Source organism: Myxococcales bacterium, assembly GCA_016699535.1.
GTDB lineage: Bacteria > Myxococcota_A > Polyangia > Polyangiales.
Genome location: CP064980.1, coordinates 2,266,924 through 2,281,887 on the forward strand (window position 1 = coordinate 2,266,924; position 14,964 = coordinate 2,281,887).

The 14,964-nt window shown below is 51.0% G+C and carries 14 protein-coding genes; 7 read left to right on the forward strand and 7 right to left on the reverse strand.

All coding sequences use genetic code 11. The features are described from left to right. Positions 1–10 precede the first annotated feature (10 nt). Positions 11–355, forward strand: coding sequence for a hypothetical protein (locus IPJ88_10735; protein ID QQR88712.1), 345 nt, complete (start codon positions 11–13; stop codon positions 353–355). Between the two features lie 269 nt (positions 356–624). Here IPJ88_10735 and IPJ88_10740 read toward each other — a convergent pair whose 3' ends face one another. From IPJ88_10740 to IPJ88_10750, 3 genes are all read right to left on the reverse strand, one after another. After that, positions 625–1,545 (reverse strand): transposase, encoded by a 921-nt coding sequence (locus IPJ88_10740; GenBank protein QQR88713.1) that lies wholly within the window; start codon positions 1,543–1,545, stop codon positions 625–627. Between the two features lie 283 nt (positions 1,546–1,828). Next, positions 1,829–3,586: a hypothetical protein gene (locus tag IPJ88_10745; GenBank protein ID QQR88714.1), complete on the reverse strand. Its 1,758-nt coding sequence runs from the start codon at positions 3,584–3,586 to the stop codon at positions 1,829–1,831. A gap of 129 nt (positions 3,587–3,715) precedes the next feature. Continuing rightward, complete coding sequence (locus IPJ88_10750) at positions 3,716–5,515, reverse strand: integrin (GenBank protein ID QQR88715.1); 1,800 nt, start codon at positions 5,513–5,515, stop codon at positions 3,716–3,718. A gap of 625 nt (positions 5,516–6,140) precedes the next feature. Between IPJ88_10750 and IPJ88_10755 the strand changes: the two genes are divergently transcribed. From IPJ88_10755 to IPJ88_10765, 3 genes are all read left to right on the forward strand, one after another. Continuing rightward, the gene (locus tag IPJ88_10755; protein ID QQR88716.1) at positions 6,141–6,371 is read left to right on the forward strand and encodes a DUF2132 domain-containing protein; all 231 of its coding nucleotides are present in this window, start codon (positions 6,141–6,143) and stop codon (positions 6,369–6,371) included. Positions 6,372–6,502: 131 nt separating this feature from the next. Further along, complete coding sequence (locus IPJ88_10760; GenBank protein QQR88717.1) at positions 6,503–7,015, forward strand: hypothetical protein; 513 nt, start codon at positions 6,503–6,505, stop codon at positions 7,013–7,015. Between the two features lie 319 nt (positions 7,016–7,334). Beyond that, the gene (locus tag IPJ88_10765; protein ID QQR88718.1) at positions 7,335–8,597 is read left to right on the forward strand and encodes a porin; all 1,263 of its coding nucleotides are present in this window, start codon (positions 7,335–7,337) and stop codon (positions 8,595–8,597) included. A 116-nt stretch (positions 8,598–8,713) separates the two neighbouring features. On the opposite strand, the gene IPJ88_10770 is transcribed toward IPJ88_10765, so the two are convergent. After that, on the reverse strand, positions 8,714–9,157 hold the full coding sequence (locus IPJ88_10770; GenBank protein ID QQR88719.1) for a hypothetical protein: 444 nt from the start codon (positions 9,155–9,157) through the stop codon (positions 8,714–8,716). Further along, positions 9,070–11,010, reverse strand: coding sequence for a hypothetical protein (locus IPJ88_10775; protein QQR88720.1), 1,941 nt, complete (start codon positions 11,008–11,010; stop codon positions 9,070–9,072). The genes IPJ88_10770 and IPJ88_10775 overlap by 88 nt, the downstream gene beginning before the upstream one ends. A 368-nt stretch (positions 11,011–11,378) precedes the next feature. Here IPJ88_10775 and IPJ88_10780 point away from each other — a divergent pair, with 368 nt between their 5' ends. The 3 genes from IPJ88_10780 (at position 11,379) to IPJ88_10790 (ending at position 13,630) form a co-directional block, all read left to right on the forward strand. Beyond that, positions 11,379–12,203 carry a class I SAM-dependent methyltransferase gene (locus IPJ88_10780; GenBank protein QQR88721.1) on the forward strand — a complete coding sequence of 275 codons (825 nt, stop codon included), beginning with the start codon at positions 11,379–11,381 and terminating at the stop codon, positions 12,201–12,203. A 110-nt stretch (positions 12,204–12,313) separates the two neighbouring features. Continuing rightward, positions 12,314–12,715: a DUF393 domain-containing protein gene (locus IPJ88_10785; GenBank protein ID QQR88722.1), complete on the forward strand. Its 402-nt coding sequence runs from the start codon at positions 12,314–12,316 to the stop codon at positions 12,713–12,715. Positions 12,716–12,727: 12 nt separating this feature from the next. Further along, positions 12,728–13,630 (forward strand): MerR family transcriptional regulator, encoded by a 903-nt coding sequence (locus tag IPJ88_10790; protein QQR88723.1) that lies wholly within the window; start codon positions 12,728–12,730, stop codon positions 13,628–13,630. Positions 13,631–13,632: 2 nt separating this feature from the next. Here the strand turns inward: IPJ88_10790 and IPJ88_10795 are convergent, their stop codons facing one another. Beyond that, positions 13,633–14,313, reverse strand: a complete 681-nt coding sequence (locus IPJ88_10795; protein QQR88724.1) for an HAD hydrolase-like protein — start codon at positions 14,311–14,313, stop codon at positions 13,633–13,635. Positions 14,314–14,346: 33 nt separating this feature from the next. Beyond that, a complete protein-coding gene (locus tag IPJ88_10800; GenBank protein QQR88725.1) occupies positions 14,347–14,952 on the reverse strand; it encodes a universal stress protein in 606 nt (201 codons plus the stop codon). Positions 14,953–14,964 lie beyond the last annotated feature (12 nt).

Genomic DNA, 14,964 nt, shown 5'->3' on the forward strand with positions numbered 1-14,964 from the left:
GGAGAAAGCCGTGGCATTTGCATATTTGTCCGAGAAAGACATCGAAATCATAGGACAGTGCTTGGTCGCTTCGGTAAATGGTCCATTCTTTCCTGATTGGGAGTTCGCTACATTGTTTGGCTTAGAGCGAGAGGAAGTGGGAACTGTTATGCGCACTTGGCCGAATGTATTGGACGACGACAATAGTGCGTTGTTGGCAGTGAAAAATGCACTCGGGAACCTGGTGGGCTATCCGCATGGTGAGGAGTTGAGTCAGTTTGTTTCGGCGACCCCTGAGCAACTTCTCGAAATACTCAAAAGATATCTAATCGGAACATGTGAGCAAACAAGTTATCTGAAGGCAGTTCGCGATTGATAGTTTTGAGCACTAGGGCGTTCTAAAAAGGTGCTAAAAAGGTGCCAGCCTGAGGTATCCCTAAAAAGGTAAAAAGGTGCCAACGACTTTTAGTGGGAAGGCGCGGTAACATTCCTTTGGCTTTTGAGAGCTTGAAAACGGTGGTTGAATTTACTCGGCTCTGACCTTCGTTGCTTTGATGCGGGCCCTTGCGCAGGGTTGTTTTTCTTTTGAATTGGGTTTTGAGCGCAGCTATCCCTTGGACCAACCTTTTTGTCTAAGCGTGTTTGTTAGAAACAGAGTGTGGCGGTAATGCTTTCACAACCATCGAAACGCACAGGATAGCGTGTGGGCGGGAAACTTCCCGGAGGGAAAACGGCATCTAGCCAATTGCCTTGAGCGACGCACATCGCTCCTTCTCGGAAGGTTTGAACGAAGCGATGCCATACCTCATCAAACGCTGCTCTTAGCTTGGGCTCGGTGCTATGACAGCGCGGTTGCGGACTGCGCTTTGAGCTTTTTGGTCGGTCGGTGGTTTTGATGCGCTTGGCTTTTGCGCTTCTAAGCAAGGCTTTGCCTGATGCTTGGCGCTCCTGCTTCAAACGCAAGGCATCGCTTTTTAGTTCTTGCTCAAGCATCATGCGCCAAGGCTTTGCCAGAGGCGTAATGCGCAAAGGAACCCTTTTTTCAAAAGCCTTGCTCTTTTTAGGGCATCCCGCCTGCCACCACCGGCTTCGGTCCATCCAGCAAAAGCTTCTGCTTTTGTTCTGGAAGGTTTCAGGGAAACTGCTCAGTCCGGTATGCTGCCCTGCTTGGTTTACCAAACCCGCTTTGACAGGATTGTTTAGGGTGTAGACCATGCGTTCGATAAACGCGCCTTCATCAAGGATGGGGATGGCGCTGTAGCGACGCTGAAACATGGGGCCATTTCGGCCAAGGTGGCGGTTGATGTCCCGGGCTAGCATGCTTTGAAAACAGGCCATGAAATCGCTGAGGTTGCCAAGTGGCGCGCGAAGCACGAAGTGAAAATGGTTGGCCATAAAGACGAAGGCGAAGAGCTGTATTTCGTAAGTGGCGATGGCTTTGGCGAGACATCTGCCGATGATTTCGTTGACCTTATTGCTTGGTTTGAAAAAGAAACGCTGCTCAAAGGTGCGGTTGGTCACAAAATAGGCTTCTTCGGGCAAAAGACGACGTAGTGGGCGCGGCATGTTTACTTATCGACCGAGCCATCCTTCGGTTTCCTCATTTTCGTAAAAATGTGCTTGGCACCTTTGCGGCACCTTTGCGCCTTTGCGGCCTGGCCTCCTATGGCAACTGAAACAGAGCAGCCCGAGACCGCTTTGAATAACGATAGACCGGAGCGTGCTTGATCTTCGGGCGTGATCTGGAGTTCTGGGGACACCTTACTTATCTCTAAAAAGGTTCAGTAGGGTGCCCTTAGAACTAGAGTTTACGGTAAACGTAACAATGCATTTTCGGCCAAGTAGGGCTTTAGTATATGTACAAGCTGCCGCCTGAAGATGCGGTATCGCCTAGGGCAGCTGTGGCTCCGATAAACAGACTGTGACCACTGTCATCGAAGCAGAGGGAGCTTCCGAAATATTCTGCGAGTGTATTGTTTTTCGATTTGATGTAAGCGCTCTGCTCCCAGCTATCTTCGGTAGCACGAAAGACGTAAACGGCTCCTGCGTTATTGAGGTCGTCGTTGGACTGATCGCCGCCCACGCCAGTGGCGTTGCTTGCTTCAGAGTTGGCGCCTACGGCAAGCATGCTTCCATCCGAGCTCAAAGCGACACTGTGACCGAAATAGTCTCGTGGGTCTGTGTTGGAGGCCTTAACATAGGCAATTTGGCTAAAGCCAGCGGCACTTTGCCGTTTGTACAAGTAAACCGCTCCGGCGCTTTCCATGTGGTTGCTTGTTTGATCTCCATCGATTCCCTGAGCACTGCTGTCTTCTTGCGGCGCACCCACAGCAAGAAGGCTGCCATCGGCACTGAGCGAGACTGCTGAGGCAAAATTGTCATCCGATTCAATTTCAGTGTTGGAGGCTTTTAGATAGGCTTGTTCAGTCCAGGAGCTACCACCACTCATTTCAAAAACATAGGCGGCGCCAGCGCCACTTTCGTTAGGGGCTCCTACTACAAGGATGTTGCCCTCCGAACTTAGAGCAATAGCGCTGCCAAAGTTATCTTGCTTGTCGGTGTTTGAGGCCTTGATGTAAACTTGCTGAGCCCATGTGTCATCGCTCCGAGTAAAGAGATAGGCTGCTCCGGAATCGTTTTCTGCGTTGTCCTCCTGGTCACCATCGATTCCAGTGGCCGAGCTGTCTTCCCCTGTGGCTCCTACCGCCAGGGTGTTTCCATCGGCGCTTAGCGCAACAGCCATGCCAAAATTATCGAGCATTTCAGCGTTTGAAGCTTTGAGATAGGCTTGCTCAGACCACGAACCATCAGACGATTTCGTAAAAACATATACAGCTCCGGACTCCATCGGGTTATCTTTTCCGTTCATGCCCGGTTCCGCGCTGCCCTCGCTGGGGGCCCCCACCGCAAGCGTGCTTCCATCAGCGCTAAGCGCTAAGTCTGTCCCAAAGGTATCGTAGTCTTTGCCATTCGAGGCTTTGATGTAAGCTTGCTGAGACCATTCACCATGATCGTCAACGGTAAAAAGATAAACGGCGCCCGAGCCGGGGCTATCGTTATTGCTTCCATCGCCATCGATGCCCGTTGCTGAGCTCCCCTCGTAGCGAGCGCTGATAGCGACGGTGGTTCCATCAGCGCTTGAGGCGACAGCAAAGCCAAAGTAATCTCCTGGCTCAGCGTTGGTGGAATTAAGAACGCCGATGGTGTCGAGCATGTATTCGGCTGTGCTGATTGTTCTAGACTCCGCGCAGCCAAGGGCGTTGCATGCTTGCAACTTGTAGCGCGCGCTCTGCCATGGATAGTCATAGACGGCAATGCGATGTGCAAAGTCCGTGGTCTCAGGACTCAAATCTTCGCCAAGCGGTGTGTACGCTTCGCTGCCTTCGCTATCGAATAGGAGTTGGTAGCTTTCAATGCCTTCGATAGCTTCCCAATGAAAGGTTAAGGTTTTAACCGAAGGCTGAACTTCGAGTTTAGGTGTCGGGGTGCCTGTAACGGCCAAACATTGTCCATCAACTTCGTGCTGCTCCTCGGGACATTGTGTATCTGAGCATGCTCCGCTCAAGAAGAACAACAACAAGAGAGCCAAATTCGCAAAACATTTCATACAACAACAACCTCAATCTGCACGCTACAATAATCCCCATGAGATAGCCAGCGAGCATGCGCGTGAGCCCCGAGACAAACTACTTAACTGTGTAAGATTCCCGTCGGCAAAAAGCGCGAAACCGGACGATCAATAGAGGTAAACTGTCCCGGTGGAGATGTCTGCACCCTCGACGCCGGGAGCGCCTGCAAACAAACTGTCACCGTGCTCATCGAGGCTGAGGGAAATTCCAAAGAACTCCGCGAACTCAGTGGAGATTGGCGTGTTGTCCTTCAATTTGACGTAAGCGATTTGTGACCAGTTGGTTTTTGAATGGCGAAATACATAGATAGCGCCGGCATATTCAAAATCATTGTTGGATTGATCACCATTGATGCCTACGGCGTTGCTTGCCTCCCAGACGGCACCCACAGCTAAAGTGCTCCCGTCGGCACTCAAGGCCAAGCTAAAGCCAAAACCATCACCTGTATCGGTATTGGATGCTTTGATGTAGGTCGTTTGGCTCCAACTGCTGTTTTCTGCGCGCTCGAAAAGGTAAACAGCTCCTGCTTCTGGCATGTGGTTGCTTAGCTGATCGCCATCAATGCCTCGCGCGCTGCTAGCTTCGTTGAAGGTGCTAACACCCAATAGATTTCCATCTGCGCTCAGTGCCACTGCACTTCCAAAATTATCGTCTGCATCAGTGTTGGATGCTTTTAGGTAGGCCTGCTGAAACCAATCGTTGTCGCTACCGCGTACGAAAACGTAGGTGGCGCCGGCTTCGCTAGCGGAATCGTCGTTTGGATCGGTGTTTGCACTATCTTCGTAGATTGCTCCCACCGCAAGGGTGGTACCATCACCACTCAGTGCGACTGCGGCTCCAAAGTAATCGCCCGCACCAGTGTTGGATGCTTTTATATAGGCCTGCTGAGACCATGTTTCATTGCTTCGAGTAAACACGTACACAGCTCCTGAACTTTGCGCTTGGTTATCCGCTTGATCCCCGTTAATGCCGGTAGCTGAGCTTTTTTCGCCTCTTGCCCCCACAGCCAGGGTGTCGCCATCTGCACTGAGAGCAACAGTTGTTCCAAAAAAATCCCCGACCTCGGTATTTGAGGCTTTGATGTAAGCCTGCTGGGACCACACCCCCTCTGCTGATCGCGTAAACGCGTAGACGGCTCCAGAGGCTGGAGCATCATTATTATCTTCTCCATCGATACCAGTGCTGCTGCTACCTTCTCTCCAAGCCCCCACAACCAGAGTGCTTCCGTCGGCACTCAGAGCTAAACTGGAGCCAAAGTGATCGCCAGCGTCGGTATTCGATGCTTTGATGTACGCTTGCTGAAGCCATCCGGAGTCACCGTCGTTGACAAAAACATACACGGCTCCCGAGCCGCTGCTGCCGTTATCGCTTTCGTTACCATTGATACCGGTAGCCGAACTACTTTCTCCTGGAGCACTGATGGCAAGGGTGTTTCCATCCGCGCTTGTTGCAACAATACTACCAAACGAATCATTGAGATCCGCATTGCTAGCTTCAAGAACACCTATAGTGTCAAGCATGAGTTCGGTCGTGCCGATGGCGTCCGACTCAACGCAGCCAAGCGCGTTGCAGGCTTGCACTTTGTATTGCGCAGTGTCCCAGGGGTAAAGATAGACTGAGAGCTGATGTGCATAACTTAGAGTCTCAGCGCTCAAGTCCTCGCCAAGCTGTGTGTATTCTTCCGTGCCATCACTGTCCTGCAGTAGCTTGTAGTTGTCGGCCCCCTCGATAGCGTTCCAACTGAAGTTTAGCGTTTTGACCGAAGGCTGCACTGTGAGCTCGGGTGTTTGAGTGATCACAAACACACATTGCCCGTCGACTAGGTCATTGCCCTCAGGGCACTGTTCATCAGAGCAAGCGCACATCAGAACTACAAGAATCAACCCGATTTCCCTAAGATTTTTCATCTGCCATTAACCTCTTGTTGTCTAACTACATCGAAGCAGAGAGAGCTAACAAGGTTTTTTGCAGGATCCAGGATCCCATCAAAAAACAGCGCAAAATCAACTGCATAGAAACCACACCGCGATAGTTTAAATTTCAAATTATCGCGGCGTGGTTTCTAAGGCGTTGATATCATGAGCGGAAAAAGAAGGGATCCTGGATCTGTCGGGAGCCTTCAAGTATAGCGACTGCAGGCGATCGGATTTATTGGACGGAAGAGGATGCCATCCGATCGGCGACTCTGAATGGAGAAGACATCCAAATTGCAGCATCAGAGATTCCATCTCCCAACGAACTCTCTGTGATAGCAGTTCAGGATTAGTAAGAGGTGTCACGTGGCATAAGCTCCTCATAATGTGCCTGGCACTTTTGAGGGAACGCTACAGGAGTCGCTGCGCAGGGGTTAAATCGGGGGACACGAGATTTGTTTGGACACCTTGCCACAAAAAATGTGCCTGGCACGTTTTAGGCACGTTTTAGGGAAGACTGCGGGGGCCGTCGTTTAGTTTCTGAAATTTGAGAACAATTGCTGAGTTTATGGGTTGCTGAAAGTTGGGCGGTTTTGTGCTATTCTTGTAGGCGTAGACGATGGGCAAGGTTCAACCCAATAATCCGCTTCATGGCCTTACTTTAAAAAGTATTGTTGAAGATTTGGTGCAGAGGCGTGGCTTTGCGGATTTGGCGCGGGAGATTCCTATTCGCTGTTTTGAGTTTGATCCCAGCATAAAATCTGCTCTTACCTTTCTTCGCAAGACCGAATGGGCTCGGAAAAAAGTGGAAAAACTCTACTTAGCGGATCATTTTGAACGAGATTTCTAGGCCTGGGCCATTGGGGGCATCGCTAGATGCCGCACCATCTACGAACAAAAAAAACAGGGCAAAAACGCGAGCACTATGCTACGAAAAAGGCATCGTGTTCCTGGATTCTGAGAGTTTTATAAATGGCTGTTATGTTAAAGATTATGTTTTCGGTTTGGAGCGCTGCGCTAGTGCTTGGTGCGTGCATGGCTCATACCTCCGATGGAGCGCAGGATGCGGCTACAGAAGGCTTGCTCGCTCAGGGCCAGCATAGCCAAAGGCTTGATGGTTCAGAAACCGTTAGTACAAGGTTTCAGCTTTTTGCCGATGGACAGTTAGTGGCTCAAAGCTCGTTCCGCCGCCGCTTTGCCTCGACTAGGCAAAGTTGTGCTCAAAGTAGTTTCGTTCTTCTGAACGCAAAGCGAGAAATAATGTACGAACGAAGCTCAGCCAAGCTTTGTCTTTTTTTTAGTGGTTCTGAATCAAAACGAAAATACAGCAAAGTAAAAGAACAATCGCTGTCTGTAGCCATTCCTGTTGCACTTCTCGATGCTGCGAAGTACCTCGCTGTGCTTCATCATCGTCCGGAGCAAACGCCTAGCGCACTGCTCACTCGGCGCCTGACGGGCCAAGGAATATTCAAGATTCCGGCCAAAAATCCATAGTGGTGCGCAGGTTGTCCTGATCCAAGAATTTGCTTTGTTGAAATACGCCGGAAACATTTGTTCGTTATAGTTTCCCACTATCAAAGGGAGGCAACTATGGCGGGGATGAATCCGGCGAACCTGAGTTGGATGCTTATATCGACTTGCTTGCGAGCACTTTGCAGCCTGTGTGCTTTTGAAGCCCAGTGTTGATTAAGACGACGCTCTTGATACTTTTGGCGCAGCAAGGCCGTTCAGTACTTGTGCCCACTGCGGAGTGGGACTTGGTGAAAAAGTAGTGAAAAGGCGCTCGCTTTTCCCATGCCTTCACGTAGCCGGCATGGCAAGTCTGTTCATTGGTTCAACAGTTCTTGCTCAAGATACATCTTCATCTGCGCTGCTCGAAGAAGAAACACTACAAACCGAGACTCCAAGTCCCACTGAAGAAAAAGAAACAACGTCGATACCAACCCCGACAGCAACCTCCGAATCTGCGGGTGAGCCACCCATCGGACACAAGCCACAGTCCGTATCTGTTGTTCACGATAGTGAAGAAGCCTCCGATGAAACAAGTCATTGGTATGACGCAATCGACTTTCAAGCCTTTGTCGATGCCTATGCCAGACTGGATTGGAACTTTCCAAAGCCGCAAACAGAAACTGGCATGAACCGCGGTTATGATTTTTCAAATGGTTTTTCGTTTGCGTGGGTCGGGCTAGATTTGTCGTATGATAGTGGGCCTGTCGGGGGGAGCATTCAGTTGCGCTTTGGACCTTCGGTGCCACGTCTGCTTGGCGGCGATGCTGTGAGCTTTTCTTTCGATAACGTCAAACAAGCCTTTGTTTCATGGCGTCCTTTTGAAAGTCTACAGCTTGATTTTGGCCAGTTCGATACTGTGTATGGCATTGAAGTGGCCGATAGCCAATACAACATGAACTACACAAGAGGCACACTTTACTTTGTGGGCCAGCCCTTCTATCACAGCGGTTTGCGCGCACGCTTGAGTCTTTCGGAGATGTTTTCCCTCACCGGTCTTGTCGTCAATGGATGGAACAACACCATTGATAACAACATAGGAAAAACCTATGGCATCCAACTAAACTTTGATCTGCAAGACACTTTGCATGCAGCATTGGGATACCTCGGTGGCCCTGAGCAAGCGGATACCGACGATGCCGGAGCAAAGATACCTAACGCCAATGAACAATGGCGCCATTTTGTGGATGTGCTCGCAAGTATTCATGCAAGCGAAAAGCTTTCTTTGGACGTGAATGCAGATCTTGGCGCTGAAGACATTGGAAGCAGTTACGCTTTTTGGTGGGGCGTCATGGTCGGGGCCCGTTACTCGTTTGTAGACAGTTTTGCTTTGGCGCTCCGAGGTGAATATTTTTCGGACAAGGATGCCTTTCTGTTGGGTGTCGCCGATTTAGATTTGATCACCGGCACACTAACCTTGGATTATCAGCCTTCAAAACACCTGATCATTCGCCTCGATAACCGTGTGGATATGGCTTCCAACAACATTTATCCGCGCGGCACCAACCAACTCGAACAGCTTTCTGTCTCATCTGTCCTAGGGCTCGTCGCTATGGTGGGAAACTGAAAAAGGCGTTAGCCTCCGCCCTTGATTTAACTTCATTTGTATACGCCTTTTTGGAACTTGGATCGGTCGGGGTGGGGCAATAACGGGGCTCAGCACAGGTCGATAATGGCGTTAGGTCAATGTCCGATGCTCTGATTGTAGTCTTGTCCAGCTTGACCTAGTTGAACCAAATCTTCGGCAAGGCTTATGAGTTGTGAGCCTCTGCTGAAGCGACGTGCTTGTCCGAGTTTCAGAACCCACAACAGTTTTCCTAATGAGTTTAGCTTGCCGGCACGCAACTCGCCGAGGGTTTCAAAAACGGTTGCCGCTTTTTCGAGTCCTTTAGCCATCTTGACAAGGTCGCCGTCGGCTAAACTCTCAACGGCTTCGATTTGCTTACGCAACTCGTTAAGTGCTTCGGGTTTTACGCCGAGCTCTTCGAGGGCCTCCAGGGTGTCTCGCGCTGCGCCGGTGAACTTAAGAATGCCTTTTCTTACATCCTCGAGTGATTCGCCAATTTTAAGTGACTCTGTTGCTGCACGTGCGAAAACTTCACTAGCTCCAGCGAGTGAGCGTTCCATATGCGCAGTGAGTTCACCCAGAAAACTTGCGACGCTAGCGACGGTTTTGTTTCCGCGTACCAAGCTTCCATTGGGGCGCGTGCGCCTACTATGGAGGCGATCAGTAAGGCGTGGTTTATGCGATGCTGGCGGTAAGCCGCGTTAAGTTCGCCTTGTGAGGCAAGTGCGAGCGCTATGCCAATGTAGCGAAAGGCGTGTGTGAGCTCGACAAGGTGTCGGGACTGCTCCCATGCAGCGTACATCAACACGACATCGGTCACACATATACCAGCCCCGATCACTGCACCGACGCCCGTCCAGCCGAATTTTACAATAAGCCCGGCGCCGACCACGCAACCAACACCTGCAACGCCACCTGCGCCAGCAAAGGTAGCTTCATCAATTAGCTGTTCGCGGGCAATCTGCTGTTGCACACAGGCAAATTCAGGATGCTGATGCAAGAACTGATCAGTTAGGGTGCCGATTTGCACGATTTCCGGCAAGTCGCGTAAATTCCATTTTCGTTTGATAAGGTCGTCCTGCAATCCCATGGCATCCTCGGCGCCTTCACGTACTTCTTTGGCAAACCTACGGAATAGATCCGGAAGGTCATTGGGGTTGTTGGCGGAGGCTTGATTGATATCGATTACGGTTTGGGAGATCTGACGATCGGTGAAAATCCCGTTTTCATCGTGATCGAGAATGGGATAACCGGCTTCTTCGGCTTTAGCAGAAGTGTAAAGAAGAAATACGGTTTGAGCGATTGCTTTTGGAAGCTCTCGCATGCGAATATAGGGAGAGGGGCCCAGATTGTCCCCTAAATCGAGGTAAGGATCGCCTTCAACCTTAAGGGGGCCATCGTTTCCATCGGGCCACATGCCTTGCTTTAGAGATTCAAGGTCAGTACGTAGACCATCGATGTAAAACATATCGTTGCCTTCAGGAACGACTTCAGCAAGACCTTGAAGCAGAGCATCGTAAACAGCCATGCATTGCAGCACACTGAGGTCGTCTTGTGGATCGACATGGTAGTCGGCCGGGTTTTGTTGGTTCAGCGTGCCAACAGCAAAGGCCTGTTCCATCGTGGCGACGCAATTGCTGAGGACAGTTACGCCGCTGTCTTCAATCACTTTGATAATTGAACGAAGTTGTGATTCGTAAATAACACGCTCAAGGTATTCCGTGTAAAGCGCATGCAATTTAGCTACGTAGGCAGGGGAGGCTGCCGTCGTTTGAAAACCACTTAGGCCGCTTTGAACTTCTGGAAAATCGTAGTCTTCAGCTTCTGCTGGGACCAGATCCAATAGACTAATGGCTTCACGACGTTCAAACAAAAGAATTTGGTCGACCAGGCTGAGGTGTTGAAGCTGTTCTTCATCTTCGACAATTGCATCCAGCACGTCGAGGCCCACGCTTTGTCCTTGAATGAAAATGCCGTCTCCTGCGTAGAGCGCGGGTGTCTTGGCTGTGACATAATCCAAGTAGTCTTGCTTTTGTGCCTCGTACTCATCGCCGCTTAGTGTAGGACAAGCCTCGCTTTGATAGCCATCAAGGTCGGGCTCCTCTAACGCGCCGGTTTTTTCAGGCAGAGGAACCTCTACTCCCTCGGAGATTAAAGCAGGCTGGCAGCTGCCAAGCCAGGAACTGTTTTGCTGATCGAGCAGCCACGTGGCTGTTCCTGGAGAATGCACACACACTTCACCCGGGTTGGGGCATTGATGGCTCCAAACACATAAATTATCGAGATCGTTTTCTGTAAATGCAGATTGTGAGTTCGCCAGAGAGGTGTCGGTTGCCGGAGCGCAAGCCCAGAGCAGCGCCAAGCTAGTAAGCCCTACGTGTAAGGAGATTCGGGGCATAATAGGTGACTTCATGATGTTTTTCCTGGTCACCATGGAGCCTTGCAATAAGTGAGCCAGAGCTCACCAAAGGAGTTGGTCGTTTTTGGGCTGTTTTTGGCGTTCGTAAGTCGGTCTTTCGGGTCTTCTGTTCTTAATGGAGACAGAATTACCCATTGAAGGTTTGAAGGTAGGGGTCTTGCGTCCTGGTATGCCGCTGACTTCATAGGCTTAGAGAGCAAGTTGGGCTGAATCGAAGGTGATCGAGCCTAGAGTTTTTTCCAATACAATTGATTGGAAAATGCTCTAATGAGGGCTGTTTATCTTTTTATGAATTTGGTCCAACTTGCCTTGCAAGTGATTGGATGCACGGGCGCTTTGAGAGGCAGGAACGGTCTCCTAAAATGATTGCGTTTTTATTGAAGTGTTACTTGTGGTTGGACGGTTTGGTTGAGCGTTTTGCGAATCGTGTGCGCGATGCTGTGGGCGGGTTTTTGGAAGTGTGGCTTAGTGCGGAGCAGCAGAGCGAGTTGGTGCACATGTTTTACGATGGCCGGGTGCGTGATGGCGAGGAGCTTCACTCGTGGGAGGAGCCTTGGTTTTTGGCGGAGCTTCCGAAAGCTCCAGCGACGATTTTAGTGGGGGCTGCCGGACGTGGTCGAGAGGCGCAGTGGCTGGCGGCTAAAGGCTACGTGGTCGATGCTTTTGATCCACGACGTGATTCACAAGATGAGCTTCGCTTGTGCGCTCGTCGCAGTGCGCGCACGTCCTACGCCGAGTTTTGCGATGCTGTTTTGGATGGACGAAATAGTGCAGCAAGCATCTTTGCCAACGAGCACTACGATGCCGTGGTGTTAGGATGGTCGAGTTTTTCTCATATCATTGATCCAGAACACCATGCACGCCTGCTCGAAGCGTGCGTGCGCGTGACGGGCGATGGTCCGATTTTGTTTAGCTATAAGCAAAGCACGACGGTGCCTAAGATAGGACGAGCGCGTCGCGTCGGGCGCACCATGGCTCAGGCCTTAACCTACGGTAGCCCCACAGAGAAAAATCAGCGCTATTCCTACGCAGGTCGAGCGGGGTTTATGTACGCTTTTAGCGACGATGAGCTGATTGCTTTGGCAAAATCAATGACGCCACCCCGAACGGTGCATTGGGGAAGCCGATTGAGCTATCCGCATGCTGCGTTTGTCTTGGAAAAAGAAGCGCAAGCGATGCATTCATAACGACGTCTGAGTCAAGCTTTTGTGCTTGATCCGATCGCGGGCTGTCGCACAAGCCAGAAAGGGTGTGATTTGCAATTTTCATAAAGCAGCGCATGCTGTCTATATAATATATGGACAAACTAACGCAAAACGAGTCCTGGAAATTGCAATTGTTTTTCGACGGGGAGTGTCCGTTGTGCGCTCGGGAAGTGAATTGGGCGAAGCGGAGAAATACTCATGGGCAAGTGAAATTTACCGATATTGCAGCGCCGGATTTCAATGCTGAATCCTACGGTTTATCTCAGAGCGAATTGATGGACAAAATTCACGCTCGACTGCCCAGCGGTGAAATCCTGGTTGGCGTTGAGGTCTTTCGGCAGATGTACACGCTGCTTGGTTTTCCGCGTCTCGTGGCGCTAAGTCGTCTGGCTGGTGTAGAAACAGCACTGAATTGGTCCTATGGTAAATTTGCGAAAAATCGCCTTAAATGGACCGGACGCTGCACCAGGGAAAACTGTGCAGTGGGCAAATAGGAGCCGCTGAGCATGCTAGATGAAAATGAAGGTCTTTATCCAATGCGCGTGGTTGCTCGTCTGACCGGACTGAGTGCCGATACGGTTCGCGTGTGGGAGCGGCGCTATCAAGCGGTGACGCCTGAGCGAACGGATGGCGGCGCGCGGCGTTACTCTGCAAGCGAAGTTCGGCGACTGATACTTATGCGTGAAGCTACTGAGCAAGGGCATCCCATTCGTAAGATTGCTCGTTTAGGGGAGACTGAGCTGAAACAACTTCAGGAGCAGGCTCTTGGACCTGAGCCTGCGCATGAAGCCCAATACTCTGTCATTTATGATTATCTTAACGCTGTGCGACGTTTTGAAGGCGTTGAAGCAATGAAGCTTCTGGGACGGTCTGCGGCTTTTTTCTCGGCGCGCGATACGGTTTTTTCAGTGGTAATTCCCTTGCTTCACCGCGTAGGAAAAGAGTGGAGTGAGGGCCGCTTTTCGATTGCCCAAGAGCATCTTGTTTCCCAACAACTTGGCAGTGTACTTTGCACGATGCTTCGGCAGTTTTCTCCGCATCCAGGGGCGCCAAAGATTATTTTTGCAGGGCCGGAAAAACACTTTCATACTTTTGGGGCTTTGATTGGTGCCTTCATCGCTGCGTCACGCGGGATCGAGCCCGTGTTTTTGGGTGCAGATGTCCCGTTCTCGGAGCTTGAAGATGTGGTGAAAAAGAGTGGTGCTGAGGTGGTTGTGCTTAGCATGTTGCGAATGCTTCCGGATGAAGAACGCGACCGAACTCTTAATGCGCTCAATGCCTTAAGCAAACACTGCAAAGTATGGCTCGGCGTGCCAGAGGGTTATTGCCTCTCTAAGCTTTATACCGCAGGCACTGTGTTTCATCGTTTTGAGGACTTAGAAACGGCTCTTACCAACGAAATGATCTAAGTTTAGATTAATAGTTCGATGGCAAGTTCATCGAGCGTTTCAAACGCGTGTGTGGGCGCATAGCTAGCGAGTGTGCTCAAATCATAGCCTCCGCTTGCAACCGCAATGACCTCGGCTCCGAGCTCTTTGGCGGCAATCACATCCCGCGGTGTGTCGCCGATGACGATGGTTCGGCACTCAGCTGCGCTTCGTTGGAGTTTTTTTGCGCCGCGAGTTCTGCCAATGTCCAAGAGCAGCGTGCGGTCCTCTGCATCGGATCCAAAGCCGCCAAAGCTAAAAAAACCATCGAGCTTGGCCGGGGCGAGTTTAAGTTTTGCGCCTTTTTCCACGTTGCCGGTGCCAAGGCCGAGTGCAAGATGGCTATGCGTGCTGAGCGCATCCAGTAAGGGCCGAACGCCTTGAAGCACTTGATAGTCAGAGGCGTGCTGAAGCCGCTCTTCTAAAAAACCAAGGTAGACATCCAAGGTGCTTTGTATTCGCTCAGGACTTGGCTCTTGCTCGATGGCTTCAAGTGCTTGGCGCATGATGGCAAAATCAGTGCATCCTGCAAACTCGATGCTATCGCACGCGTCGTCTCGACCATAGCAATGCGCAAGGCTTTGTTTGAATGCTTTTCGGCCGACGCCACCTGTGTTTACAAGAGTGCCGTCGAGATCAAAGAGAAGAATCGTGGGTTGCATCAAGAATGGAAGATGTGCGGTTGCTCAAAAGAACAGTTAAACAAGACCGCTGATGTGTTGAGGACGGCTTCCAAGGCGTAGTTTTAAACGAACGCTGTTTGTGAGATGCAACTGGCTGCTGCTGCCAGGTCGTGCGGCCTGCACCGTGGGTGTGCGGTCAATGCCCTTGAGTTCCTTCGGATGCGCAATCAGCACTGGAAGATGGGCAATGCGTGCCAGTTCTTCGGCGACCGATCCGAGAATGAGTTTGCTTATTCCGGTGCGGCTGTGTGAGCCCACGACAAGATAATCGGCATCGATGTCCACGGCCACTTGATGAAGCTGTTTTGCGGCATCACCAATGCGCACGTGAATCACAGTGTCTTGCTCCCAATCGCTGGTTGGGAAAAACTCGTTGCTCTTATCAAGAACAAGGGCTTGAAGTTGTTTCGTGGCGGCTTCGATGTGGGCCAACATGGCATCGCTTTGTTTTGCCTCAGCGCTGCCTGTGGGCACGGCTAACACGTGGGTGACGTGCAGCTCGCCATGCTCGTAGCGTTTGGCCAGACGAATCGCTTCAACCAAAGCGTTCTCGCTCGTTTGGGTGAAATCGACACCAACCACAAAACGGGTCGGAAGTGCGGGCGGAGTAGACGTGGACATAGGGCCTCCCGT

Coding starts and splice junctions, on each gene's coding strand:
- IPJ88_10740 (QQR88713.1), bottom strand. CDS start 1,545: ATGCCGCGCCCACTACGTCGTCTTTTGCCCGAAGAAGCCTATTTTGTG.
- IPJ88_10745 (QQR88714.1), bottom strand. CDS start 3,586: ATGAAATGTTTTGCGAATTTGGCTCTCTTGTTGTTGTTCTTCTTGAGC.
- IPJ88_10750 (QQR88715.1), bottom strand. CDS start 5,515: ATGAAAAATCTTAGGGAAATCGGGTTGATTCTTGTAGTTCTGATGTGC.
- IPJ88_10755 (QQR88716.1), top strand. CDS start 6,141: ATGGGCAAGGTTCAACCCAATAATCCGCTTCATGGCCTTACTTTAAAA.
- IPJ88_10760 (QQR88717.1), top strand. CDS start 6,503: ATGTTAAAGATTATGTTTTCGGTTTGGAGCGCTGCGCTAGTGCTTGGT.
- IPJ88_10765 (QQR88718.1), top strand. CDS start 7,335: ATGGCAAGTCTGTTCATTGGTTCAACAGTTCTTGCTCAAGATACATCT.
- IPJ88_10770 (QQR88719.1), bottom strand. CDS start 9,157: ATGGAACGCTCACTCGCTGGAGCTAGTGAAGTTTTCGCACGTGCAGCA.
- IPJ88_10775 (QQR88720.1), bottom strand. CDS start 11,010: ATGAAGTCACCTATTATGCCCCGAATCTCCTTACACGTAGGGCTTACT.
- IPJ88_10780 (QQR88721.1), top strand. CDS start 11,379: ATGATTGCGTTTTTATTGAAGTGTTACTTGTGGTTGGACGGTTTGGTT.
- IPJ88_10785 (QQR88722.1), top strand. CDS start 12,314: ATGGACAAACTAACGCAAAACGAGTCCTGGAAATTGCAATTGTTTTTC.
- IPJ88_10790 (QQR88723.1), top strand. CDS start 12,728: ATGCTAGATGAAAATGAAGGTCTTTATCCAATGCGCGTGGTTGCTCGT.
- IPJ88_10800 (QQR88725.1), bottom strand. CDS start 14,952: ATGTCCACGTCTACTCCGCCCGCACTTCCGACCCGTTTTGTGGTTGGT.